The organism is Nocardioides zeae, assembly GCF_010686755.1.
GTDB classification, from domain to species: Bacteria; Actinomycetota; Actinomycetes; order Propionibacteriales; family Nocardioidaceae; genus Nocardioides; species Nocardioides zeae.
In genome coordinates this window covers 266354-290636 of the sequence record NZ_JAAGXA010000005.1, presented here as the reverse complement: position 1 = coordinate 290636, position 24283 = coordinate 266354, and the positions used below count along the sequence as shown (strand labels likewise).

The 24283-nt window shown below is 74.0% G+C and carries 25 protein-coding genes and 1 tRNA gene; 17 read left to right on the top strand and 9 right to left on the bottom strand.

The window, feature by feature from the left end:
* The first annotated feature begins 31 nt into the window (after positions 1-31).
* The 6 genes from G3T38_RS09530 to G3T38_RS09505 all read left to right on the top strand — a co-directional run bounded on the left by G3T38_RS09530 (position 32) and on the right by G3T38_RS09505 (position 5427).
* Complete coding sequence (locus G3T38_RS09530; protein WP_163772047.1) at positions 32-1162, top strand: prephenate dehydrogenase; 1131 nt, start codon at positions 32-34, stop codon at positions 1160-1162.
* A gap of 11 nt (positions 1163-1173) precedes the next feature.
* The gene (gene cmk / locus G3T38_RS09525) at positions 1174-1917 is read left to right on the top strand and encodes a (d)CMP kinase (protein ID WP_338037566.1); all 744 of its coding nucleotides are present in this window, start codon (positions 1174-1176) and stop codon (positions 1915-1917) included.
* On the top strand, positions 1914-2660 hold the full coding sequence (locus G3T38_RS09520; protein WP_163772046.1) for a 1-acyl-sn-glycerol-3-phosphate acyltransferase: 747 nt from the start codon (positions 1914-1916) through the stop codon (positions 2658-2660). Before cmk ends, G3T38_RS09520 begins: the two co-directional genes overlap by 4 nt.
* Complete coding sequence (gene der / locus G3T38_RS09515; RefSeq protein WP_163772045.1) at positions 2657-4069, top strand: ribosome biogenesis GTPase Der; 1413 nt, start codon at positions 2657-2659, stop codon at positions 4067-4069. The genes G3T38_RS09520 and der overlap by 4 nt, the downstream gene beginning before the upstream one ends.
* Before the next feature lie 81 nt (positions 4070-4150).
* Positions 4151-4828 carry a ClpP family protease gene (locus G3T38_RS09510; RefSeq protein WP_163772044.1) on the top strand — a complete coding sequence of 226 codons (678 nt, stop codon included), beginning with the start codon at positions 4151-4153 and terminating at the stop codon, positions 4826-4828.
* Positions 4825-5427 carry a ClpP family protease gene (locus tag G3T38_RS09505; RefSeq protein WP_163772043.1) on the top strand — a complete coding sequence of 201 codons (603 nt, stop codon included), beginning with the start codon at positions 4825-4827 and terminating at the stop codon, positions 5425-5427. Before G3T38_RS09510 ends, G3T38_RS09505 begins: the two co-directional genes overlap by 4 nt.
* An 82-nt stretch (positions 5428-5509) precedes the next feature.
* Here the strand turns inward: G3T38_RS09505 and G3T38_RS09500 are convergent, their stop codons facing one another.
* Positions 5510-5935: a helix-turn-helix domain-containing protein gene (locus tag G3T38_RS09500; protein ID WP_163772042.1), complete on the bottom strand. Its 426-nt coding sequence runs from the start codon at positions 5933-5935 to the stop codon at positions 5510-5512.
* Positions 5936-6082: 147 nt separating this feature from the next.
* Between G3T38_RS09500 and G3T38_RS09495 the strand changes: the two genes are divergently transcribed.
* Positions 6083-6712 carry a hypothetical protein gene (locus G3T38_RS09495; protein ID WP_163772041.1) on the top strand — a complete coding sequence of 210 codons (630 nt, stop codon included), beginning with the start codon at positions 6083-6085 and terminating at the stop codon, positions 6710-6712.
* Entirely contained in the window at positions 6709-8301 is a 1593-nt protein-coding gene (locus G3T38_RS09490; protein WP_163772040.1) for a Y-family DNA polymerase, read from the top strand. The genes G3T38_RS09495 and G3T38_RS09490 overlap by 4 nt, the downstream gene beginning before the upstream one ends.
* Here G3T38_RS09490 and G3T38_RS09485 read toward each other — a convergent pair.
* The 3 genes from G3T38_RS09485 to G3T38_RS09475 are packed head-to-tail and all read right to left on the bottom strand — an operon-like array spanning position 8292 to position 11316.
* Positions 8292-8945, bottom strand: coding sequence for a GyrI-like domain-containing protein (locus tag G3T38_RS09485; RefSeq protein ID WP_163772039.1), 654 nt, complete (start codon positions 8943-8945; stop codon positions 8292-8294). The genes G3T38_RS09490 and G3T38_RS09485 overlap by 10 nt on opposite strands.
* A gap of 19 nt (positions 8946-8964) precedes the next feature.
* Entirely contained in the window at positions 8965-9660 is a 696-nt protein-coding gene (locus G3T38_RS09480) for a dTDP-4-dehydrorhamnose 3,5-epimerase family protein (RefSeq protein ID WP_163772038.1), read from the bottom strand.
* Between the two features lie 57 nt (positions 9661-9717).
* Positions 9718-11316, bottom strand: a complete 1599-nt coding sequence (locus G3T38_RS09475) for an HNH endonuclease signature motif containing protein (protein WP_163772037.1) — start codon at positions 11314-11316, stop codon at positions 9718-9720.
* 111 nt (positions 11317-11427) lie between these two features.
* Between G3T38_RS09475 and G3T38_RS09470 the strand changes: the two genes are divergently transcribed.
* Positions 11428-14787 carry an error-prone DNA polymerase gene (locus tag G3T38_RS09470; RefSeq protein WP_163772036.1) on the top strand — a complete coding sequence of 1120 codons (3360 nt, stop codon included), beginning with the start codon at positions 11428-11430 and terminating at the stop codon, positions 14785-14787.
* 7 nt (positions 14788-14794) lie between these two features.
* Here the strand turns inward: G3T38_RS09470 and G3T38_RS09465 are convergent, their stop codons facing one another.
* Positions 14795-15169 carry a DUF1304 domain-containing protein gene (locus G3T38_RS09465; RefSeq protein ID WP_338037565.1) on the bottom strand — a complete coding sequence of 125 codons (375 nt, stop codon included), beginning with the start codon at positions 15167-15169 and terminating at the stop codon, positions 14795-14797.
* A gap of 103 nt (positions 15170-15272) precedes the next feature.
* Complete coding sequence (locus G3T38_RS09460; protein ID WP_163772034.1) at positions 15273-16304, bottom strand: NADP-dependent oxidoreductase; 1032 nt, start codon at positions 16302-16304, stop codon at positions 15273-15275.
* Between the two features lie 63 nt (positions 16305-16367).
* On the opposite strand from G3T38_RS09460, the gene G3T38_RS09455 reads away from it, so the two are divergent.
* Positions 16368-16712 (top strand): Dabb family protein, encoded by a 345-nt coding sequence (locus G3T38_RS09455; protein ID WP_163772033.1) that lies wholly within the window; start codon positions 16368-16370, stop codon positions 16710-16712.
* Between the two features lie 4 nt (positions 16713-16716).
* On the top strand, positions 16717-18195 hold the full coding sequence (locus tag G3T38_RS09450) for an MFS transporter (RefSeq protein ID WP_338037564.1): 1479 nt from the start codon (positions 16717-16719) through the stop codon (positions 18193-18195).
* Between the two features lie 5 nt (positions 18196-18200).
* On the opposite strand, the gene G3T38_RS21020 is transcribed toward G3T38_RS09450, so the two are convergent.
* Positions 18201-18821: an LOG family protein gene (locus G3T38_RS21020; RefSeq protein ID WP_338037563.1), complete on the bottom strand. Its 621-nt coding sequence runs from the start codon at positions 18819-18821 to the stop codon at positions 18201-18203.
* 43 nt (positions 18822-18864) lie between these two features.
* Entirely contained in the window at positions 18865-19497 is a 633-nt protein-coding gene (locus G3T38_RS21015; RefSeq protein WP_194247569.1) for an alpha/beta hydrolase, read from the bottom strand.
* Positions 19498-19556: 59 nt separating this feature from the next.
* Here G3T38_RS21015 and G3T38_RS09440 point away from each other — a divergent pair, with 59 nt between their 5' ends.
* Positions 19557-20567 carry a cation diffusion facilitator family transporter gene (locus G3T38_RS09440; protein WP_338037562.1) on the top strand — a complete coding sequence of 337 codons (1011 nt, stop codon included), beginning with the start codon at positions 19557-19559 and terminating at the stop codon, positions 20565-20567.
* Positions 20568-20590: 23 nt separating this feature from the next.
* Here G3T38_RS09440 and G3T38_RS09435 read toward each other — a convergent pair whose 3' ends face one another.
* Positions 20591-21013, bottom strand: a complete 423-nt coding sequence (locus G3T38_RS09435; RefSeq protein ID WP_163772031.1) for a hypothetical protein — start codon at positions 21011-21013, stop codon at positions 20591-20593.
* Positions 21014-21112: 99 nt separating this feature from the next.
* On the opposite strand from G3T38_RS09435, the gene G3T38_RS09430 reads away from it, so the two are divergent.
* The 5 genes from G3T38_RS09430 to G3T38_RS09410 all read left to right on the top strand — a co-directional run bounded on the left by G3T38_RS09430 (position 21113) and on the right by G3T38_RS09410 (position 24214).
* A complete protein-coding gene (locus G3T38_RS09430; protein ID WP_163772030.1) occupies positions 21113-21277 on the top strand; it encodes a hypothetical protein in 165 nt (54 codons plus the stop codon).
* 9 nt (positions 21278-21286) lie between these two features.
* Positions 21287-22192, top strand: coding sequence for a DUF72 domain-containing protein (locus G3T38_RS09425; protein WP_338037561.1), 906 nt, complete (start codon positions 21287-21289; stop codon positions 22190-22192).
* 38 nt (positions 22193-22230) lie between these two features.
* Positions 22231-22304 (top strand) — tRNA-Pro (locus tag G3T38_RS09420).
* Between the two features lie 482 nt (positions 22305-22786).
* Positions 22787-23530: a hypothetical protein gene (locus tag G3T38_RS09415; RefSeq protein ID WP_163772029.1), complete on the top strand. Its 744-nt coding sequence runs from the start codon at positions 22787-22789 to the stop codon at positions 23528-23530.
* 273 nt (positions 23531-23803) lie between these two features.
* Complete coding sequence (locus tag G3T38_RS09410; RefSeq protein ID WP_163772028.1) at positions 23804-24214, top strand: hypothetical protein; 411 nt, start codon at positions 23804-23806, stop codon at positions 24212-24214.
* Positions 24215-24283 lie beyond the last annotated feature (69 nt).

Here is a 24283-nt window from a genome sequence, read left to right as displayed (position 1 = left end):
CCGCGCCGTACGGCGCCGCTATCCTCGCCCGGTGCCCGATGAGCCCGCCGGTCGAGACCCGCAGCCCCGTGACCCCCGGGCGGGGGACCCGGTCACGGGCCCGGTCCTCGTCGTCGGCGTCGGCCTGATCGGCACCTCCGCGGCCCTCGGCCTCGCCGCCGTCGGCCACGACGTGCTGCTGCGCGACCGCGTCCCCGAGAACGTGCGCACGGCCTCGGGGCTCGGCGCGGGACGGGCGGCCACCGAGGCCGACGACCCCGACGTCGTGCTCGTCGTCGTGGCCGTGCCCCCCGACCTGGTCGGCCGCGTGGTCTCCGAGGCGCTGCTGCGCCACCCCCAGGCGGTCGTCACCGACGTCGGCTCGGTGAAGGAGGCGCCGCTGCGCGAGGTGCTGGCCGGGCCGGCCGCCGCGCACGCGGAGCGGTACGTCGGCTCGCACCCCATGGCGGGCAGCGAGAGGTCGGGCCCGCTGGCCGCCTCGGCCTCGTTGTTCGAGGGCCGGCCCTGGGCCATCACGCCCCACCCCCGGTCCGCGCCGGACGCGGTCGAGCTCGTCGAGTCCGTCGTGCGCGTGTGCGGGGCGACGCCCGTGTGGCTGACGCCCGGGGAGCACGACCGCGCGGTCGCGCGCACGTCGCACGTCCCGCACCTGGCCTCGGGGCTCGTCGCCGGTCTCCTCGACGGGGCCCCGGAGCAGCACCTCACGCTCTCGGGCCAGGGCCTGCGGGACGTGACGCGCATCGCCGCCGGCGCGCCGGGGCTCTACGGCCAGATCGTGGCGGGCAACGCGGAAGCGGTCGTCGAGCTCCTCGGCGACCTGCGCGCGCAGCTCGACGTCCTCATCGCCACCGTCTCGGCCGGCGACCGCGCCGGGCTGGAGGAGATCCTCCAGCGCGGTGTGCGCGGCACACGGGCGATCCCGGCCAAGCACGGCGGGCCGCCACGCCCGATGCGGTCGGTGTGGGTCTCCGTGCCCGACCACCAGGGCGAGCTCGCGCGGCTGTTCGGCGACGCGGTCGCCAGCGGCGTCAACATCGAGGACATCCGCATCGACCACGACCCGGGCCGCCCCGTCGGCCTCGTCGAGCTCGTCGTCGACGAGCTCCGTGCCGAGCACCTGCTGACGTCGCTGGAGGAGCGGGGCTGGGTCACGCACCGGTAGGGTGCTCGCCCGTGAGCACTCCGACCACGCCGACCTCCGCCCACCCCGACAGCCCCTCCGCGACCCTCGTGATCGCGGTCGACGGCACCTCGGGATCGGGCAAGTCGAGCACCTGCCGCGGCGTGGCCGACCGGCTCGGCCTGGCCTACCTCGACACCGGCGCACAGTTCCGCGCCGTCACCTGGTGGATGCTCCGGGCCGGCGTCGACGTGCACGACGCCGACGCGGTGGCCGCGCGCGCGCACGAGCCGCGGCTCGTCTCGGGCACGGACCCGCTGGCCCCCACCATCGTGGTCGACGGCGAGGACGTGTCGGGCCCGATCCGCACCGACGAGGTCAACGCCGCCGTCAGCCCCGTCGCGGTCGTGCCGGCCGTGCGGACGCGCCTGCTGGAGCTGCAGCGCAGCATCATCGCCGGTGTGCTCGCCGAGGGCCGCGGCATCGTCGTCGAGGGCCGGGACATCGGATCGGTCGTCTGGCCGGACGCCCCGGTCAAGGTGTACCTGACCGCCGACCCGGCCGCCCGCGCCGCCCGGCGGTCCGCGGAGGAGGGCGGCTCGGACGTCGCGGCCACCGAGCAGTCGCTGCTCGCCCGGGACGCGATCGACTCCGGCCGCACCACCGCCCCGCTCGTGCGGGCCGACGGGGCGGTCGAGATCGACACGACGCCGTACACCCTGGAGCAGGTCGTCAGCCAGGTGGCGGCCCTCGCCGCGGGCGCGCGTGCCCCCGGGGTGGTCGAGGCGCGGTCGTGACGGTCGGCCCCTCGCGGCCGGTCCGCCTGCCGTCCCGCTGGCTGCTCCACGGCGGTCGGCCCACGACGCGGTTCCTCATCCGGCGGCGCTTCGCGGTGCGGGTGCACCACGCGGAGAACGTGCCGCGGCGGGGCGGCGTCGTGCTCGCGGCCAACCACATCGGCCTCGTCGACGGCCCCCTGCTGGCGATCTTCAGCCCACGTCCGGTGCACGCCCTGACGAAGTCGGAGATGTTCGCCGGGCCGCTCGGGGCGTTCCTCCGCACCTGCGGACAGATCCCGCTCGACCGGTTCCACGTCGACCGCGCGGCGATCCGCACGTGCCTGCGGGTGCTCGCCGGCGGTGGCGCGGTGGGCATCTTCCCCGAGGGACGGCGGGGCCCGGGCGACCTGTCGCGGTTCCACCGCGGGGCGGCGTACCTCGCCCTCGTGGCCGGGGTCCCCGTCGTACCGGTCGCGATCCTGGGGTCGCGCGAGCCCGGCGGACGGAGCAACGACCTGCCACGACGTGGTGGAACGGTGGATCTCTACTACGGTGAGCCCCTACGGCTGCCGCAGCAGCCGTGGCCCCGCACCCGGGAACAGGTGGAGGAGGCCTCGTTGTTGCTGCGACGCCACATGTTGAGCACGATCGACGCCGCGCGTGCGGCGACCGGGCGCGAGCTGCCCGGTCCGCTGGCGCCCGACGACCTCGACGAGGACCCGTACACGGGGCTCGTCCACCGCGAACCAGGAGCACCATGACCGAGCACGACGACCAGCCCGCCCTCCCCGACGACCCCTCGACGTTCGAGGGGTTCGAGGGGTCTGAAGGGTTCGAGCAGGACGGTCCCGTCGCCCCCGTGCCGGTCCTCGCGATCGTCGGCCGTCCCAACGTGGGCAAGTCGACCCTGGTCAACCGCATCATCGGCCGCCGCGAGGCCGTCGTCGAGGACCGGCCGGGCGTGACGCGCGACCGGGTGTCCTACGACGCGGAGTGGAACGGACGCGCCTTCACGGTCGTCGACACCGGCGGGTGGGACCCCGACGCGCGGGGCCTCGCCGAGCGCATCCGCGAGCAGGCGGAGATCGCGGTGTCGCTGGCCGACGCCGTGCTCTTCGTGGTCGACGCGACCGTCGGCATCACCGACGCCGACGAAGCGGTCGTCCGGGTGCTGCGACGCGCGGAGAAGCCCGTCGTGCTCGCCGCGAACAAGGTCGACGACCAGCGCACCGAGGCCGAGACCTACGGGCTGTGGAACCTCGGCCTCGGCGAGCCGCACCCCGTGTCCGCGATCCACGGCCGCGGGTCGGGCGACCTGCTCGACGCCGTGCTCGAGGTGCTGCCCGAGCCGCCGCCGGTGCAGCCGACCGAGGTGGGCGGCCCGCGTCGCATCGCCATCGTCGGCAAGCCCAACGTCGGCAAGTCCTCCCTCCTCAACAAGCTCGCCGGCGAGAACCGCGTCGTCGTCGACGACGCCTCCGGCACCACGGTCGACCCCGTCGACGAGCTCATCGACTTCGGTGGCCGGGCCTGGCGCTTCATCGACACCGCCGGCATCCGCAAGCGGGTCAAGGAGGCGTCGGGCCACGAGTACTACGCCTCCCTGCGCACCACCACCGCCATCGACCGGGCCGAGGTCGCCGTGCTCGTCATCGACGGCGGCCAGTCGATCTCCGAGCAGGACCTGCGGATCGTGCAGACGGTCCGCGAGGCCGGTCGGGCGCTCGTCATCGCCTTCAACAAGTGGGACCTGGTCGACGAGGAGCGTCGCTACTACCTGGAGCGCGAGATCGAGCGCGAGCTCGTCCAGGTGCAGTGGGCGCCGCGGATCAACGTCACGGCGCGCACCGGCTGGCACATCGACCGCCTCGTGCCGGCGCTCGACCGGGCGCTCGAGGGCTGGGAGACGCGGGTCGGCACCGGCGCGCTCAACTCGTTCCTCGGTCGCCTCGTCGCCGAGCACCCGCACCCGGTGCGGGGAGGCAAGCAGCCCAAGGTCCTCTTCGGCACGCAGCCGTCGACGGCGCCGCCGACGTTCATCCTCTTCACCTCGGGGAAGCTGGACGCGTCGTACGAGCGCTACATCGAGCGCCGCCTCCGCGAGGAGTACGGCTTCGTGGGCACCCCGATCGTGATCCAGCAGCGCGTGCGGGAGAAGCGGAAGCGCTGATCGCCGCTGCTGCGGGCAGCGCGGTGCTGCTGCCCGCAGCAACGGGTCGGCCGGGGAGGTCCGTCGCGGCAGGCTCGCGGCATGAGCGACGACCGGACCCCCCTGCTGGGCAGACGCACCGCCGAGGAGCTCCTCGCGCAGCGTGTGCTGCTCCTCGACCGACCCCTCGACGACGAGAACGGCAGCCAGCTGTGCGCGCAGCTCGTGCTGCTCGCCGACGAGGACCCGACCACCGACATCAGCCTCTGGATCCACTCGCCGGGCGGCTCCGTGCCGGCGATGCTCGCTATCAGGGACACGATGCGGCTCCTGCCGAACGACGTGTCGACCGTGGCGCTCGGCATGGCCTACAGCGCCGGCCAGTTCCTGCTGTGCAGCGGCACCCGGGGCAAGCGCTTCGTGATGCCGCACGCCAAGGTGCTGATGCACCAGGGCTCGGCCGGCATCGGCGGCTACGCGCCCGACATCGAGCTGCAGGCCGAGGACCTGCGCTCCGTGCGCGACACGGTGCTCGCGATCATCGCCTCTGCGACGGGGCAGCCACTGGAGCGGGTCTTCTCCGACTCGCTGCGCGACCGCGTCTACACGGCCGAGGAGGCCGTCGCCTACGGCTTCGCCGACGCGGTGGTGAGCGACCTCGCGCAGCTGCGCCCCGGCGTACGCCGCTCGATCGGCGTCACCGCGCGGGCGGGTGTGCCGGTGGCGGGTGCTCCGGGGGTGGGTGCTCAGGGGGCGGGTGCTCCGGGGGTGGCGCGATGAGCGGGTACGTGATCCCGAACGTGGTGAACCGCACGCCCCGGGGCGACCGGGTGACGGACGTCTACAGCCGCCTGCTGGAGGAGCGGATCGTCTACCTCGGGACGGAGCTCGACGACGGGGTGGCCAACGCGCTCATCGCCCAGGTGCTGCACCTCGAGGCCGAGAGTCCGGACCTGCCCGTCAACCTCTACATCAACTCCACGGGCGGGTCGCCGGCGGCGGTGCTGGCGGTCTACGACACGCTCCGGTTCGTGCGGGCCCCGGTGGCCACGACGTGCGTCGGGCAGGCGTTCTCGTCGACGGCACTGCTGCTCGCGGCGGGCGACCCGGGGCAGCGGGCGGTGCTCCCGCACGCGCGGGTGCTGCTCCACCAGCCGGCCGGGCAGGGCCGGGGGACGATCCCCGACCTCATCCTCGCGGCCGACGAGATCCTCGCCGTGCGGTCGGAGCTGGAGGAGGCGCTGTCGCTGCACACGGGACAGGACGTCGCGACCCTGCGGCGCGACACCGACCGCGACCGGATCCTGCGGGCCGACGAGGCGGTCGCCTACGGGCTGGCCGACGCGGTGATCCGGCCGGAGCCTGCGTCGCTGGTCTGAACCCGGTGCCCGGTGCCCGGTCGTGGTGCGTGGCCTGCGGATTCCGGGGGTCTGGCACCACGACCCGGGTGGAGGGCCGCGCTCAGGCGACGAGGGCGAGGGGAGCGCAGGCGCGGGGTACGACGGCGGCCGGCCCCTCGACGGGCCGGGGTGCGGCGACGGGCAGCGAGCGGGGACCGACGGGGGCGGGGCGCGTCGCGGGAGCCGGGGCGAGGTGCCGCAGGTCGCGGGCGACCTCCGCGGCGAGGTCGAGCAGCGTGAGGTCGAGAGCACCCGCGACGGCGGCGAGGATCTCGGAGGAGGGGTCCTTGCGGCCGCGCTCGACCTCCGAGAGGTACTGCGTCGAGACCCCCGCCCGCTCCGCCGTCTCGGCGAGCCGCTCGCCGCGCTCGTGGCGGTGCCGGCGCAGGACGCGGCCGGTGAGCTCGCGCCACAAGGGCTCGGGACGGCTGGTCGGGGTGGTCCCGGGGGTGGTCGCGGGGGTGGTCGCACGGGTGAGCTGGCCCATGGCGCGATGCTAGGCGCGAGGGGGCGTGCGGGCGGCCTCGTTCTGCTCTGGGCGGAACCTGGTTCCCCGGCGCTCGGGACGGGCCGGAGCGCTCGCGGGTGGGGACACCGGCTTGCGAGAGTCGAACAAATGTTCGATCATCGAGGAGTGTCCGTTCCCGCTCTCGCCCCCGCCTCGGCGCCAGGCTCGGCCGACGACCTGGTGGCCCGGCTGCGCCAGAAGGTCGCGGCCCTCGAGGGCGGGCCGGCGCGGCTGACCGTGCCCACCCATCCGTCCCTGGGGGGCCTGGTGCAGCTGCGGGCGGGGGCGGTCTACGGGGTCGACTCTGCTCGACTGGCGCTGCTCCTGATGGCCGGGGCGTCGGCCGCGGGGGAGTGGACGGCGGTCGTCGGATGGCCCGACCTCGGTGTCGAGGCGGCCGTCGAGCTCGGGGTCGAGCCGTCCCGCACCGTGCTCGTCCCCGAGCCCGCCGACCTGTGGCTGGAGGCCACCGCGGCGCTCGTCGACGTCGTGCGGCTCGTGGTGCTGCGCCCGCGCACGCGGGTGGACGCGCGGGCCGCGAGCGTCGTCGAGGCGCGGCTGCGCAAGCGCTCCGCCGTGCTCGTCGTGTGGGGCGACTGGCCGCGCTGCGAGGCGCGGCTCGAGGTCGAGGAGAGCCGGTGGTCCGGGCTCGACCACGGCGACGGCCGGCTGCGGGAGCAGCAGGTGCGCGTCGCCGTACGGCGCGGAGCGGCCCCGCCGCGCCACGGTGAGCTGCAGCTGGGGAGGGCGGGGTGAGCGGCTCTGGTCGGGTGCTCGTCGTCTGGTGCCCGGACTGGTCGGTGGTCGCGGCGCTCACGGAGGAGGGGCTCTCGACCGCGGTGCCCGCCGCGGTGCTGGGCCGCAACGTCGTCGAGGTCTGCAACGACGCGGCGCGTGCGGAGGGGGTGCGCCGGGGGATGCGGCGGCGTGACGCCCAGGCGCGTTGCCCCGAGCTGGTGCTGCTCGACGCCGACCCCGACCGCGACGCACGTGCCTTCGAGACGGTGCTCGGCGTGGTCGAGCGGTTGCGCCCCGGGGTCGCGCCGCTGCGTCCCGGGCTGATGGCGGTGCGGGCGCCGACGAGGTTCGGGGGCGGGGAGGCGCACGCGGCGGCGCTCTACGCGGAGATGCTGGTCGAGGCCGGCGTCTGGGACGTGCGGATCGGCATCGCCGACGACGTCTTCACCGCCGAGCAGGCGGCGCGTCGGGCCGGGGTGCAGGCCCACGAGGTGGTGGCGGCCGGCGGCTCCTCGGCCTACCTGCGGGGGCTCCCGGTCGACGCCCTCCTCGCCGACCCGGAGGCGGACGAGCTCGTCTCGCTGCTCCACCGGCTCGGCCTGCGCACGCTGGGCGAGCTCGCCGAGCTCGCTCCGGGGGACGTGTCGCGGCGCTTCGGTGCCTACGGGCTGCAGGTGCACCGGCGGGTCCGCGGGGAGACCGCTGGCCCGCTCGCGGCGCGCACCCCGCCGCCCGAGCTGGCGTGCGAGGTCGCCTTCGAGCCGCCGCTCGACTCGGTGGAGGCGATCTGCTTCAGCGTGCGCACGACGGCGGAGCGGTTCGTCGCCGGGCTCGCCGAACGCCAGCTCGTCGGCACCGCGGTGCGGGTCGAGGCGTCCTGCGCCGGCCCGCGCGGCGAGGACGTCGTCGTCTCGTCGCGGGAGTGGCTGCACCCCCGCCACTTCTCGGCGCGCGACCTCGTCGACCGGGTGCACTGGCAGCTGCAGGGGCAGGCGCAGGGATCGGTGCGCAGCCGTCGTGCCGTGGTGGCGGTGACCGAGCCGGTCACGCGGGTGCGCTTCGTGCCGGCGACCGCCGAGCCGGCGGCCGCCCACGCGGAGGGCCTGTGGGGCGGAGGAGCCTCCGAGCTCGTCGAGCGGGGGATGGCGCGGGTGCAGGCGTTGCTGGGGTACGACGCGGTCCGCGTCCCCGTCGCCCAGGGAGGCCGCACGCCCGCGGCGCGGCAGACGTCCGTGCCCTGGGGGGAGCGGAGCCGGGTGGTGCGCTCGCCGCAGCAGCCGTGGCCCGGGCAGATCCCCGGACCGGCGCCCGCGCGGGTCTTCGCCGAGCCGCTGCCCGGTGAGCTGATCGACCACGCCGGTCTGCCCGTCGAGGTCGACGAGCGGGGCTGGGTGAGCGCCGAGCCGGCGACCGTGCGGGTGCCCGACGTGGGCTGGTTGCCGGTCGACGCCTGGGCCGGCCCGTGGCCCATGGACGAGGCGTGGTGGGAGGAGACCGGTTCGCCGCTGCGGCGGGCCGCGCGGTTCCAGGTCGTCGGCGTGGACGGCCGGGCCTGGCTGTTGGCCAGCGTCGACGGCGGGTGGTGGATCGAGGCGGGCTACGACTGAGCGGCGCCCGCCCGGCGCTGCTCGATCGGCTGGCTCGTCTCGATCGGCTGGCGCAAGATCGTGCGAAGGCGCCCGGGAGCGGTCTTCCGCACGTCGGACAGGTAGATCTCGTGGTGCGCACCCCGCGGTCGGTAGCCGTGCTGCGGCATGAACTCGTCGTGCATCCGCGCGATGGTCGGTCCCTCGTCGTCGTAGGGGCCGACATGGAGCGTCTGGACCGCGAGCCCCTCGGTGATGGTCGTGAACGTGATCCGATCGACCTCCGCGAGGTCCCGCCTGCCACGGGCACGCTCGATGCCGGCAGTGACGACGTCGTCCGTGACCCATGAGGGCTGGGCGATCATCATCTGCCAGCTCCAGGCGTCCTTGTCGCGGGCCGTGAACACCCGCAGGTCGTCGGCCCACCAGAGCCCTTCGAGCGGGGCGACGGTGTGCTTGCGGCCCAGCTCCTCGATCGCGACCGCCCGCACGCCGTACGACGACGCGTAGAGCGCCTCGACCACGTCCGCGTAGAGCCGGGACGTGTTGGGGTCGCCCTCGCCCCGGGCCGTGAGGAACGCGATCGCCGGGACGTCGACGACCTCGATCCGCGTCGTGGCGCGGTAGGGGAGCCGGGGGTCCCGCTTGAGGTCGTGGTTGTCCATCGGTGTGCGTCTCCCGGTGTCAGCCGCGCTCGGTGGGGTGGGTGCGCCAGTCGGCCCAGGTCGGGAGGCGGGATGCCTTCTTCAGTGCGGTGAGCAGGGGGGCGTCCGCACCCTCGGGCGGGAGGGTGAGGACGGAGCGGTCGTTGCCCGCGCCGGTGTCGATCGGCCAGGGCAGCTTCAGGGACGGGTCGAACGCGTGGACCAGTCGATCCTTCTCCGGCCGTCGTCCACGCGGGCCGAGGTGCGTGAGCACGCTGTCGTCGACCAACGCCGTGAAGCCGTGGGCGAGGCCGGCTCCGACGTAGAGCCCGGCGGCCGGCGGCGCCGTGGCGGTGGTGGGCGGCGCCGTGGCGGTGGCGGGCGGCGCCGTGGCGGTGCCGGTGGCGGTGGTGTCGGGCGGCTCGCTGGCGCGGGCCGCCAAGCGGACCTCGTGGTGACGGCCGAACGACGGCGAGCCCACGCGCACGTCGACCACGAGCACGAGCACCTCGCCGCGACTGCACGTCAGGTACGCCCAGTCCGCGGGCCTCGGCAGGGGCGAGAACCGCAGCCCGTGGACCACGCCGAGCATCCCCTGCACGTGGTGGATGTGCCCCACGTCGAGCGGATGGCCGACGGTGGCGCCCAGGTCGGGCGGGATCAGCGCTGTCGCGTCCGACGACGTCGCCTCCAGCGGCAGCTCCCAGAGCCCGGGAAGGGTCTCGCGCGCAGTCACGCGGTCAGGCTAGTCGCCGCGCGCGTTGTGTCGCGTGGCTCGGTCGGGGCCGGTCGCTCACGTCCGCCTCGTGAAGCGGAGCTTGCCGGTGCCGAGTCGTTCGACGAGGTAGAGCGGGTCGTGGATCTGGTGGTGGTGCTGGTCGCAGAGGAGGCAGCCGTCGTTCACGGTGGTGTGGCCGCCGTTGAACCATGCGGTGAGGTGGTGGGCGTGGGTCTGGTGGGGTGGTCTCGTGCAGCCTTCGGCGACGCAGCCGCCGTCCCTGATGGCCATCGCGAGGCGCATGGCCCGGGTGTGGAAGCGGGTCGTGCGGCCGAGGTCGAGGACCTCGCTCTTCGTGCCGAGCACCGCGGGGATGATCCCCGCCTCGCACGCCAGGCGTCGTGCCTCGGATGCACTGAGGGTGCCGCCGGTGTCGAGGGACGCTGAGGCGAGGCCCCCGCGGAGTGATTCGAGGGTCATGGTGACGACGACGGTCGCGCCCATGCCACCGGTGGCGGGGAGGTCCTTGTGGTCGAGCATCTCCAGCAGCTGTTGGAAGGCCCGTCCGTAGCGCTCCGGTGTGGGCCGTCCGGTGACGAACCGCTGCTCGGGGTCCTCGTTGGTGTTGAGGTGCTTTGGTGCGGCGTAGGCGTCGAGGGCTTTGCGGAGCATCGCGCCGTGCAGCTCGGGCAGGGTGAACCGTCCGTGGACCTTGCCGTGCCCGTCGGAGACCATGCTGAGCCGTGAGGCGGCTCGGGCCTCGCGCTCCTCGCGTTCGAGGAGAGCGGCGTCGTGTGCTTCGCCCACCTCGGGTGCGATGACGGTGAGGATCTTCTTCCCGAGCGCTCGTAGGGCCTTCGCGTCGTGGTCGGCGGCGAACCCGACCAGCGTCTCCTCCGCCAGCAGCCGCAGCTGGTCCGGTAGCTCGTCGGGTAGCGCGTCGAGGGCCTTGACGATGACGTCGGCCTGCTCGGTGTTGACGACGCCGGTCAGGCAGCCGGGGCCGAGGTGGGCCCGGTAGCGCCCCGCCGCGCTGACGCCCGTCGTGCTGAGGCCAGCGTCGACCACCGCGCCGCCCGGCTCAGCACCGGACTCAGTGCCGGGCTCAGCGTCGGTTGCGGTGCCGTCGATGGCCCCACCGACGCGGGCGAATCGGTAGGCATCGCGGCGGGTGATGGTCGCGGCGTTCGCCAGCCACACCGCAGCGGTGGAGGCACCGTTCTGTCGGTGCAGCTCGACGTCCTCGGCGTGCTGCACGAGCACCGCGACCAGTGCGGAGGCTCGTGCTACGAGGCGGTGGGCGTCGATGAGCGCGGCCCCGGTCTGCGGGGCACTCAACCATCCGAGGCCGGTGCGCCCGTCGGCGTCGAGCACAGCTGTGGCCCCCCGGATGGCCTCCAGCACCGGATGCCCCAGGTCGACCCCACCCGCACCCGAGGCGACCCCGGGCACCGCCCACCCAGGCTCGGGCTCCGCGACGGGCTCAGACGCGTCGTACCGACCCTCCCGGTCCACGATCCGGCACCCCAGCGTCGCCTCCGCAGGCCACTCCCCGGTGGTGAAGGCGTGCTCCAACCAGTCCGGCACCGGCTCGTCGACCAGGAACTCGCCAGGGGGCTCCGGCACCGGTGGCTCGAAGCCATCGGCGTCACCAGAAGAGCTGACCCCCGTCATGGCCACCACTCAACCCGCACCCACCGACAGTCCTGAGCGAGACCCGACCAGGCGACGTACCGGCTGTGGAAGAAGAATCCATCCCGAACACATGTTCGATAAAGTGCCACCATGGGATGGAACAACCCGGCGGTGCCGTGGAGCGAGCTGGAGCGGCGGTTGTCGGCGCGCCCCGGCGCTGACGACGCACCGATCTCGCGTCGGCGTCGGCGACGACCAGAGAGTGTCTCGGTGGAGGCGCCGGTGGGTGCGGTGCCCTACGCGGAGCTGCACTGCCACAGCCACTACAGCTTCCTCGACGGGGCGAGCTCGCCGGAGGACCTGGTCGTCGAGGCCGCTCGTCTGGGGCTCCACGGGATCGCCTTGACCGACCACGACGGGTTCTACGGGGCGCCGATGCTGGCCGAGGCGGCCGCCGCGGTGGAGGGTGCTGCCCTGCGGACGGTGTACGGCGCGGAGCTGTCCCTCGGGCTGAGCGGTCCGCAGAACGGGGTGGCCGACCCGGAGGGTGCCCACCTGCTGGTGCTGGCCCGCGGGGTGGAGGGCTACCACCGCCTGGCGGCCGCCATGACCGACGCGCACCTGCGCGGCGACGAGAAGGGACGGCCGGTCTACGACATCGACGAGCTCGCGGAGCGCGGGCGGGGCCACTGGATGGTGCTGACCGGTTGCCGCAAGGGCACGGTCCGCACCGCTCTCGCCTCGGGCGGGCCCCGCGCGGCGCGGGCGGAGGTCGACCTGCTGGCGCAGCGGTTCGGTGCGGACAACGTCACCGTCGAGCTCTCCCACCACGGTCGCCCGTCCGACCGGGAGACCAACGACCTGCTGGCGGCCGTCGCCGCCGACCTCGGCCTCCCGGTCGTGGCCACCAACAACGTCCACCACGCGACCCCGGCGGGTCACCGGCTCGCGGGCGCGGTGGCGGCGGTCCGCGCACGACGCAGCCTGGGCGACATGGACGGCTGGCTCCCGGCGGGCCCGGCGGCCTACCTGCGCAGCGGGGCGGAGATGATGCGTCTGCTGGGGCGGTACGACGGGGCGGTCGCCCGCAGCGTGGCGCTCGCCGACGAGCTGGGCTTCGACCTGCAGAAGGCGAAGCCCCGGCTGCCGTCGCGCGGCGTCCCGACCGGCTACACGGCGGCCAGCTGGCTGCGGGAGCTGGTGGACCGGGGGTTCGCGCAGCGGTACGCCGGTCGCGACGTCGAGCACGAGGCGCGCGAGCGCATCGAACGGGAGCTGGCCGTCATCGAGGACAAGGGCTTCAGCGGCTACTTCGTGATCGTCCACGACATCGTCGCGTTCGCCCGCGAGCAGGAGATCCTCTGCCAGGGGCGGGGGAGCGCCGCCAGCTCGGCGGTCTGCTACGCGCTGGGGATCACGGCGGTGGACGCGGTGTTCTACCGGCTGCCCTTCGAGCGGTTCATCTCCGTGCACCGTGACGAGGAGCCCGACATCGACGTCGACTTCGACTCCGACCGACGCGAGGAGGTGATCCAGTGGGTCTACGACACCTACGGCCGGCACAACGCGGCCCAGGTGGCCAACGTGATCACCTACCGGCCGCGCATGGCGGTCCGTGACGCCGCGAAGGCGCTGGGGCACTCGACGGGCCAGCAGGACGCCTGGAGCAAGCAGGTCGACGGCTGGGGGCGCGAGGTGGACCGCAGCCTCGACATCCCCACCCCGGTGGTCGACCTGGCCGAGCAGCTCGTCGGTGCTCCACGACACCTGGGGATCCACTCGGGCGGCATGGTGCTCACCGAGCAGCCCATCGGTGAGGTGGTGCCCATCGAGCGGGCCCGGATGGACAGGCGCACCGTCATCCAGTGGGACAAGGACGCCGCTGAGTCGATGGGCCTGGTGAAGTTCGACCTGCTCGGTCTCGGCATGCTGGGCGCGCTCGACCACATGATGCGGCTCGTGCACGAGCACACCGGGGTGCGCTGGCGCCTGGACACGGTGCCGCGCGAGGAGCCCGAGGTCTACGACATGCTGTGTCGCGCCGACTCGATCGGCGTGTTCCAGGTCGAGAGCCGGGCCCAGATCGGCACCCTCCCGCGGCTGCAACCTCGCTGCTTCTACGACCTCGCGATCGAGATCGCCCTCATCCGTCCCGGGCCCATCCAGGGTGGTGCCGTCCACCCCTACGTGCGGAGGGCGACGGGCAAGGAGCCGGTGTCCTTCGACCACCCCGACCTCGAGCCCGTCCTCGAGCGCACGCTGGGCGTGCCGCTCTTCCAGGAGCAGCTGATGGCGATGGCGGTCGCGATCGGCGACTGCAGCCACGACGACGCCGACCTGCTGCGCCGTGCCATGGGGTCGAAGCGTGGTGTGGAGCGCATCGAGTCCGTGAAGGAGAAGCTCTACGCCGGCATGGGGCGTCGGGGGATCACGGGGCGCAAGGCCGACGCGATCTACGCCCAGATCCTCTCCTTCGCCAACTTCGGCTTCGCCGAGTCGCACGCACTGAGCTTCGCGTTGCTGGTCTACCACTCGTCGTGGTTCAAGCTGCACCACCCGGCAGCGTTCCTGGCGGGGCTGCTGCGCAACCAGCCGATGGGTTTCTACTCGCCGCAGTCGCTCGTCGCCGACGCCCGGCGCCACGGGGTCAAGGTGCTGCGTCCCGACGTGCTGCGCTCGTCGGCGCAGGCCGACCTCGAGCGACTCGCCCCCGACGCGGAGGTGCCGGCGACGGCCTTCCCGGAGCAGGTCGAGCACCGGCGGGACGGTGACTTCGCCGTGCGGCTCGGCCTCGACGAGGTCAAGGGCATCGGCCTCGACGTGGCGCGGAGGATCGTCGAGGAGCGACGGGTGGCGCCGTACCGGGACGTCACTGATCTCTCGCGGCGCGTCGACCTCACGACGACGCAGCTCGAGGCCCTGGCGACGGCGGGCGCGCTGGGCGGGTTCGGACTGAGCCGCAGGGAGGCGCTGTGGGCGTCGGGCTACGCCGAGCGTGGCGACCACCTGCCCGGCACGACGCCCGCACCGGCCGCGCCGACGCTTCCGGGCATGACGGAGGTGGAGGAGACGCTCGCCGATCTCTGGGCGACGCGCATCTCACCGGAACGACACCCGGTCGAGCACTTGCGGGAGCTCCTGCACGACGCGGGGGTGCGTGCCGTCACCGACCTCACCGGGCCCGTCGAGACAGGGGGCGTGGAGCACGGACGGCGCGTGCACGTGGCCGGGTTGGTCACCCACCGGCAGCGTCCGGGCACGGCGCAGGGCATCACGTTCCTCAACCTCGAGGACGAGACCGGGATGCTCAACGTCGTGTGCTCGGTGGGCGTGTTCACCCGCCACCGCCACGCGGCGCGCAACCGGGTGGCGGTGGTGGTGCGCGGGATCGTGGAGCGCAACGACGGGGTCACCAACCTCGTCGCGGACCGCATCGAGGCGATCGACGTCGTCGTGCCCGGAGCGGGTCAGGTGCTCCAGGCCCGCGCACGGTCCCGGGACTTCCGGTGAGGCGACCTCAGAGCAGGGAGGCCACCAGGAGCACCCCGCCGACGAGCGGCGGTGACAGCTGGATGAGGGCCGGGCGTGCCTTGGCCGGCGAGCTGAGCACCAGCACGAGACCGGCGGCCACCATCGAGGCGGCTGCGAACAGCACCAGCGTCAGCCCCACCGTCCGCTCGTCGAGCGCCACCAGCACGGTGCCGATCGCGATGCCGAGGGCGAGGAACAGGTTGTAGAAGCCCTGGTTGAACGCCATCTCGGCGGTCTGCTCCGCCTGCTCCGGCGTGGTGCCGAAGACGGCACGTGCGCGGGAGCGCCACCACACCGACTCGAGCAGGAAGATGTAGAGGTGGATGAGCGCCGCCACGCCCGTCAGGACCAGTCCGGCCACCAGCACGTCGATCTCCCCTCCTGCCGGGCAGCGCGTTGCCGCCGGCCGCATCAAACCGCAGGCGCCCGGGTGGGGTCCAGCGGACGGACCCCACCCGTCGGGATCACCCGCCGACGCGCACGACCATCTTGCCGACGTTCCCGCCGCGCATCATCGAGCGGAACGCGTCGACGGCGTTCTCGATCCCGTCGACGACGGTCTCGTCGTGGTTGATGCGGCCCTCGGCGAACCATGTCGCCATCTTCTCGCCGAACTCGCCGGAGAGGTGGGCCCAGTCGCCCAGCGTGAAGCCCTTCAGGGTCAGGCCCTGGGTGATGATCCGGAACATGTTGCGCGGGCCGGGCACCGGCTCCTCCGCGTTGTAGCCCACGATCGCGCCGCAGAGGGCGGCGCGGCCCCCGCGGTTCATCGCGCCGAGCGCCGCCTCGAGGTGGTCACCGCCGACGTTGTCGAAGTAGAGGTCGACGCCGTCGGGGGCGGCCTGGGCGAGCTGCTCCGCGACGGGGCCCGCCTTGTAGTCGATGGCCGCGTCGTAGCCGTACCGCTCCGTGAGCAGACGGCCCTTCTCGGGTCCGCCCGCCGAGCCGATGACACGGCCGGCGCCGAGCAGCCGGGCGAGCTGGCCCGCGGTGCTGCCGACCGCGCCCGCGGCGCCGGAGACGAAGACGGTGTCGCCCTCCTCGATGCCGGCGATCGCGGTGAGGCCGACGAACGCCGTCAGGCCCGTCATGCCGAGCACGCCGAGGTGCACGGAGAGCGAGGTGCCCGGCACCTCCTGCACGGGCCGGAACCTCGACGCGGTGCCCTGGGCCACGTCGCGCCACCCGAGGTCGTGTCGCACCGCGGTGCCGACGGGGAGGCCGTCCGATCGTGACGCGACGACGCGGCCCACCGCGCCACCGGTCATGGTCTCGCCGAGCGCGAACGGCGGGATGTAGCTCTTGCCCTCGTTCATCCGGCCCCGCATGTAGGGGTCCACGGACATGAACTCGTTGGCCACGCGCACCTCGCCGTCGCCCAGCGGCGGCAGCTCGACCTCCACGGTGCGGAAGTCGGCGTCGTCGGGCCAGCCCTGCGGGCGGCGGACGAGCTGCACCTGGGTGCTGCGGGCGGTCGTGGACGTGGCGTCGGTCATGGGTTCCTCTCTCGATCTGTTCCGGCGGACCCGATCCGGGGCAGCACCGGACAGCATGGCTGCATGATCCGCAACGTCGTCGTGGGTGTCGTTCATCCGGGTGTGACCACCGTCAAGGTCGAGGAGGCGCTCCAGGCCCTGCGCGACCTGCGCGTCGACGGGCTCGAGCTCCGGCTCGTCGCGGGCCAGGACCGAGGTCTCCGCTCCGGCAACGCCTCCTACGCGCTCACGGTCGACTTCGCGACCGACGAGGACTACCGGCGCTACGACCGGGACCCCGAGCACAACCGCATCCGGGACGAGCTGTTCGCGCCGATCTCGGCGTCGATCCAGCGCATCCAGTTCGCGCTGCCCGACGGAGGCGCCGCTGAGCGGGGTTCGACGCGTTGGCCCCCGGCGCTAGCGTGACCGGGTGACGGACACGACGCCGGCGGCCAGCGCCGAGCCCGGTGCAGGAGCGGCGGTCGACACCGCCGACGAGTGGCAGCCCGACCCCCACCGGTGGCGCATCCTCGGGGTGAGCCTCGTGGTCGGCTTCATGGTGCTGCTCGACGTGACCATCGTGAACGTCGCCATCCCCTCGATGCGGTCCGGGCTCGAGGCCGCGCCGGGCACGATCCAGTGGGTCGTCTCGGGCTACGCCCTCGCCTTCGGGCTCACGCTCGTGACCGGCGGTCGCCTCGGTGACGCCTACGGTCGTCGTTGCCTCATGGTCATCGGCCTCCTCGGCTTCGTCGCCTCGAGCGCGGCGGCGGGCCTCGCCCCCGACGCCACCTGGCTCGTCGTCGCCCGTCTCGTCCAGGGCGCGTCGGCCGGCCTGCTGACGCCCCAGAACTCGGGCCTCATCCAGACCCTGTTCCGTGGTCGTGAGCGCGGCGTCGCCTTCGGCACCTTCGGTCTGGTCGTCTCCGTCTCGTCCGCCCTGGGGCCGGTGCTCGGCGGCCTCATCATCGCCGTCGCCGGCGCCGAGGACGGCTGGCGCTGGATCTTCCTCGTCAACGTCCCGATCGGCCTCCTGCTCCTCGTGCCGATCCTGCGGCTGGTCCCCGGCCGCGACCCGGCCAGCGGCGCCGGCCGCGTCCACCTCGACCTGCTCGGGGCGGTGCTGCTGGGGGCGACCGTCCTGGCCGTGCTCATCCCGGTGGTGAACGTGGAGGGCGGCACGGTGGCGCTCCTGCCGCTCCTCGTGCTGGTGCCCGTGTTCGCGGTCGCGTTCGTGCGGTGGGAGCACCGCGTCGTACGGCGCGGGGGAGCCCCGCTGCTCGACGTGGGCCTGCTGCGTCGCACGCCCGGCTACGCGAGCGGCGTCACCATCGGCGCCCTCTACTTCACCGGGTTCACCGGCGTGTTCCTCGTGCTCAGCGTGTTCCTGCAGGAGGGCCGCGGCCTCACGGCCCTGCAGGCGGGCCTGCTCCTGTGCCCCTTCGCCGTCGGGTCGGCGGTCGCCTCGCCCGTCGCGGGCCGCGTCGTGGACCGCGTGGGACGCGTGCTCACCGTCGGAGCGCTCGTCGTCATGCTGAGCGCCCTCGTGGTGCTGGCGCTCGTCGTGCCCGCGGGGCTGCCGCTCTGGCTCGCGCTGTCGGTGCCCCTGCTGGTGGCGGGTGCGGGCGGTGGCGCGGTCGTCTCGCCCAACATGACCCTGTCCCTCGCTGACGTGCCCACGCGGATGGGCGGTGCCGCGGGCGGCGCTCTCCAGACGGGTCAGCGGATCGGGGCGGCCATCGGTGCCGCCGTGACCATGACGGCGTACCAGGTGGCGGTCGAGCGGCTCGACGACCCGGACGTGGCGCTGCGGTGGGGGATCGGCACGTCGACCGCCCTGCTCCTGGCCGCGCTCGTCGCGGCCGTGTGGTCGTGGCGGTCCGAACCGCACCCCGGCGGGGCCGGCTAGACCGGCTAGACCGGCGGCGGCACGTCGCGCGGGCCGCCCCACTTGTCCGACCAGGTCGGCGGGGAGGCGAGCGTCGCGAGGAGACGGTCCAGGTCGTCGTCGAAGGCGACGATCTCGCCCTGGGCGGGACGCACGAACCCGCGCTCGACCATCCGGTCCCGCATCTCCCGCAGCGGGGACCAGAACCCGTCGACGTCGAGGAACCCGCTCCGCTTGGCGTGGATCGACAGCTGCGCCCACGTCCACTGCTCGGCGACCTCCTCGAGCGTGCCGGCGCCACCAGGCAGCGTGAGGAAGGCGTCCGCGCGCTCCGCCATGAGGGCCTTCCGCTCGTGCATCGTCTCGACGACGAGGAGCTCGGTGCACCCGGTGTGGCTGAGCTCGCGTGCGTCGAGCGCCCGGGGGATCACGCCCACGACGTCGCCCCCGGCCGCGAGGGCGGCGTCGGCGACCGTGCCCATGAGGCCGACCCGACCCCCGCCGTACACCACCGTGGTCCCACGCTCCGCGAGCGTGCGCCCGACGAGGCGGGCGGCCTCCTCGAACGCGGGGGAGTCGCCGAACGACGACCCGCAGAAGACGGCGACAGCGCGCAGGGACGAGGGTGGCGTGGCGGTGGGGGGCACGGGCCGGGAGGCTACCCCGCCCTCCCGACGATGCGGCGACGACCTAGAGCAGCGCCCCCGCGACGAAGCGCGCCAGGTCGCGCGCCTCGGTGGCGGAGATCGTGTGGCCCAGCCCGGGGTACGACGCGGTGGTCGCCGTCGTGTGCTCCGGCAGCCAGGTGTCGGTGCGGGCGACGGCGTGCGGCGCGATGACGGTGTCGGCGTCACCACGACCGGAGAAGACGGGCGGCCGGGTACGGCGCAGGACCGCGTCGCCCGCCACCTCGCCCTGCAGCACGAAGCCGCCGAGCAGCCCGGCGCCGGCATACCGGTCGGGCCGGGTGCGGAGGAGCTGGGACGCCACGAGCCCGCCCTGGGAGAAGCCGACGGGCAGGACCGTGGTCGGGGCGGGGACGTGCGCCGTGACCCAGGCGTGGGCCGCGTCGACGCCGGGCGCGACGTCCGCCGGGTCGGGGCTGCCCGGTGTCGAGATCGGGAACCACGCGTGGCTGCCCGGTGCGAGCTCGAGCGGCGCGCGCAGCAGCGCCCAGGCGACGCCGTCGGGGAGGAGCCGGGCGACGCCGAGGAGCGTGCCCTCGTGGGCGCCGTAGCCGTGCGCCAGCACCACGGTCGGGCGGCCGTCGTGCTCGCCGTCCTCCCAGCTCGTGGTCGCCGTGGTCACGCGGAGGATGCTCATGACAGTTGAGGCTACAACCGACAGTGGGTGCCGCTGGCGCCCGGTGGCAGAGTGAGCGTGTGGCGGATCCTGATCAGCACCAGAGCGACGTGACCGCGGAGGCCGTCCGCTCCGTCGAGCCACCCGGTCAGGGCGGCGAGTCGCTGGTGACCGTGCTGGTCGCGCTCGCCGCCAACGCCCTCATCGCGGTCGCGAAGTCCGTCGCGGCCGCGATCACGGGCTCGGCCTCGATGGTGGCCGAGGCAGCGCACTCCTGGGCCGACACCGGCAACGAGGTCGCGCTCCTCGCGGCGGAGCGCCGGGGCGGTCGCCCGCGCGACGCCGCACGGCCGCTGGGGTACGGGCGCGCGGCGTACCTCTGGTCCCTGGTCGCGGCCTTCGGTCTCTTCACGGCCGGCTCGGTGCTCTCGCTGTGGCACGGGGCGACCTCGCTCTGGGCGTCGCTGCAGGGCACCGCGGAGGCCGAGTCGCCGGCGTACACGCTCAACTACATCGTGCTCGGCGTCGCCTTCGTGCTCGAGGGCATCTCGTTCCTCCAGGCGCTCCGCCAGGTGCGCCGCGAGTCGGCCCGCTGGCACCTGCGGCCGCTGTCGTTCGTCTACCGCACCTCGGACCCGACCCTGCGCGCCGTCTTCCTCGAGGACTCCTCCGCGCTGATCGGCCTCCTGCTGGCCGGGGCCGGCGTGCTCGCCCACCAGCTGACGGGCGACCCGGTGTGGGACGCGCTCGGCTCGATCGCGGTCGGCGTGCTGCTCGGCGTCGTCGCGCTGTTCCTCATCCGCCGCAACATGGACTACCTGCTCGGCGAGGGGGTGCCGCCCGCGCTGCGGACGTGGCTGCTCGACCAGCTGCGCGACCACCGCGAGGTGGCGCGGGTGACCTACCTGCACCTGGAGTACGTCGGGCCGCGGCGGGTCTTCATGGTCGCGGCCGTCGACCTCGTGGGCGACGCCCCCGAGCCGGAGGTGGCGCGGCGCCTGCGGGCGCTGGAGGCCGAGCTCGAGCGGAGCGCGATGGTCGAGGAGGCCGTGCTGACGCTGGCGACGGTCGAGGAGCCCGACCTCACCTGAGGATCGTCGGTCGGGGGAGCGGATCAGAGGTGGTCCGGCACGATGAGCGCGTCGGGATCCTGGCGCACGGGCATCGCGGCGACCGCGATCCGCAGCACGGCGGCACCCGCCGCGACGGCCTTGCGGCGCTTGCGCTCCGCAGTGGCGTCCCAGGCCCCGGGCTCGTTGCGGTCCGCGCGCTGGCGGAGCGCCTCCTCGGCGGCCGCCTCGTACTCCTCGTCCGAGAACGCCGGCGGCGCACCCACCGTCGGGCGCTCGGGAAGCGCGGTGAGCGCCGGCAGCACGAGGTCGCCGGCGGCGGCGAGCAGCGGGTAGCGATCACCCTTGGAGAGCGTGTCCCACGACGTGCCGCCCGCCCGGCTCCGCAGCAACCGGGGAAGTGCCTCGAACGACCGCGCGGCCACGGCCTCGACGGCGACGGTCATCTCGCGCTCGGTGAACTTCACGGGTCTCCTCTGCTCGCGGCGGGTGCCGCGGGTCGGTTCCGGTGCTGGGAGCCACCGTACGGCGCGGGTCGGGCCCGCTGCCCGGGGTACCGGCCCCGCATGACCACCGACCCGAGCGAGCGCCGCGTGCAGGCTGACCCCCACGACGACCACGACCAGGACGCGGAGCCGCCCACGCCGGACGGTCGCGAGCCCGACACGAGCCAGCTCGACCCCGACTCCGAGCCCGCCAGCGACCCGGACCCGGCGCCCGGCGACGCCTGAGGCGCCCGCGTGACGGAGCCCACCGCCGTACGCCGCGGGCGGGTGCGCGTCGGGGTCTCCGGCTGGCGCTACCCCCGGTGGCGCGGTGACTTCTACCCGAGGGGACTGCCCCAGCGGTCGGAGCTGACCTACCTCGCCGAGCGGATGGACACCATCGAGCTGAACGGCTCGTTCTACTCGCTGCAGCGACCGACGAGCTACCAGCGGTGGCGCACCCAGGTGCCCGACGACGTGGTGCTGGCGGTGAAGGGGTCGCGCTACATCACGCACATGCTGCGGCTGCGCGAGGTGGACCAGGCCCTGGCGAACTTCTTCGCCTCCGGGGTGCTGGCGCTCGGTCACCAGCTCGGCCCGGTCCTCTGGCAGCTGCCCGAGCGCCACGAGCTGGACGTCGACCAGCTGCAGCGGTTCCTCGGGTCGCTGCCGCGGACGACGGGGGAGGCGCTCGACCTGGCGCGCCACCACGATGCGCGCCACCACGATGCGCGGCTCGACGACCGGGCGTGGTTGGAGATCGACGAGGACCGTCCGCTGCGTCACGCGTTCGAGCCGCGGGCCTCGTCGTTCGTCTCCCCGGTCGTCGACGACCTGCTCGGCGAGCACGAGGTGGCCCTCGCGGTCGCGGACACGGCGGGGCGCTGGCCGATGTTCGGTCAGGTCACGGCGGACTTCGTCTACGTGCGACTGCACGGGTCGACAGCGCTCTACGCCAGCGGCTACACGCCCGCGGAGCTCGACGCCTGGGCGGTGCGGATCGAGGGCTGGGCCACGGGTTCCGACACGCCCGACGGGCGTCCCCGCGACGTCTACGTCTACTTCGACAACGACGCCCGCGGGTTCGCCCCGCACGACGCCGTCGCCCTCGCCGCGCGCACCCGCGGACCCGATGCGGGGGGTACGGCGGGGCTGGGGTAATGTTCCGACCGCTCCGCCCGGTGACCCTGGGCGGGCTTCGGGCTGTGGCGCAGCTTGGTAGCGCACTTGACTGGGGGTCAAGGGGTCGCAGGTTCAAATCCTGTCAGCCCGACCGAAGAACGAGCAGGTCAGAGGCCGTCTCCGCGGATAGCGGGGGCGGCCTCTTCTGTGTCTGGGGGAGCGCGTCGGGAGCAACGCTCCTCGGTTCAGCTTCCCCAGGTCGGAACCGCGTGCTTCGAGCGGACTGGCTCCTCGACCGCCGGACGCTGAGTGTGAACGTACGTCCAAGATGCGTCGGCTGCGGCGGCTGCGGGACGGGGGCAAGTCCGGTCGAACAGCCGTCGGCAGGATCTGACGAGAGCCACGGCACGAAGAACTGGCCTCCGATGGTGACGTCGTGGCCGGTCGAGAGATCCTCGGCGTGACGTAGCGGTAGTAGGAGCCGCCGACGATCACGTGGGGCGAGACCCGGACGCTGGGCGTCGCAGCCCGGAGTCGGCCGAAACGCCGCTCGAACTCGGCATCGCCTGTTCGGCACTGCCCGGGCCTGAGGCTCTTGTAGGCTCCGAGCAGTCAATCCTGGGGGCGACAAACGTGCGCAGTTCGACGATCGTCAGGGCGGCCGGAGCCGCCGCAACAGTGGTGCTGTCGGTCGTGGGGCTCGCCGCCCTGCTGCCGTACTCCGCCTCAGCGGCGGGAGACGTCCCATCCACGTCCTCGGTGCTGGCGCCCGACATGCCCCAGGCCATCGCGGAGCCCGGCGCCCCACCCGTTCCGGCCGGGTGGATCGTCTCGCCGGGCACCAAGTCGGGCACCCCGACCCTCGACTCCGTCGTCGGCGTCTCGGCCCCGCACCTCACCCACACGGCGGTGGTACGTGGCACGCGTGCGACGTACCAGTGGATGCTCGACGGCCGGCCCGTGAGCGGCGAGACCGACCCGACTACCGTCCCCGGTCCTGAGGCGCTGGGCCGCCGGCTGACGCTGGACATCGCGTTCACGGCGCCGGGCTACGCGCCGCGCGCGGGCACGTTCCACTTCGGCGTGGTCGCCCTGCGGGCCGTGCCCGCCGGCTGGGTCTCCGCCTCGCCGAGGGTGGACGGGCCCGCGCGTTTCGGTCGCGCCCTCACCGTCCGCGGCCCGGTTCTCACCCACACTGCGATCGCATCAGGCGCGACGGTGCACTACCGCTGGTTCGTCGACGGAGTCGCAGCGCCCGGCGCGACCGGGCCCACCTGGACGCCGAACCAGGCGGGCGATCTCGTGGTCGGAGTCACGGTGGCGAAGCCCGGCTGGAAGCCCTTGGCGTTCACGCTCCGGCTCGGTTGGATCATCTGAGGGCTGGGAGCGACCCGCCACGGACCACCCCGTGCAGCGGTCTGCCCCCACATCCATCTGGTGAACGACGGAGCTCATCGTCGGTTTCGTCGGGCCCATCGACGAGCTGGAGCGCGAGGAACTCCTGAGATGCGTCGGGCGAGCGGCGCGCACGTCGAACCCGGCTCGACCCCGCCGTCTGGACGCCGCCTCATGGTTGGCAAATTGGCTACGCTCGGCCTCAGCGAGGCGACGCGATGCGCGTGCCGCCCGCCCGAGAGCGGAGGCCGACCGGTGCACGAGGATCTCGAGGCGCGCACGACTCCCCGACTGCTGGCCGTCGTGGTGGTGCAGCTGCTCGCGTTGTCGCTCGTGATCAGCCTCCTCGTCCGAGCGATTGCCGACGGCTGGGCGATCACGGACGGGGCCCTCCAGGTCGGGCTAGCAGCCGTCGTGCTGGCCGGGATCGTGCTCTACCGGCGTCGCCGAGGTGAGCGGCTCTCCATCGGTGGGTCGTCCGTCGCCAAGGTCGTCGTCGGGGCCGTCGTGATCGGCCCGGCCGCGTTCTTCCTCGGCGTCGCGACGGGGTTCGTCCTGGATGCCACGTCCATCCGGGTGGCCTTGGTGGTGGCGCTGGCCGGCCTCGCCATCGAGGCCGGGGCGCGCGGCCTGATGCGGCGGCAGGGCGGACGCGACCGTCGGTAGCGGGGTGGGGGGGGGGGGGGGCGGGGGGGGGGGGGGGCCCCCCCCCCCCGGGGGGGGCCCCCGGCCCCC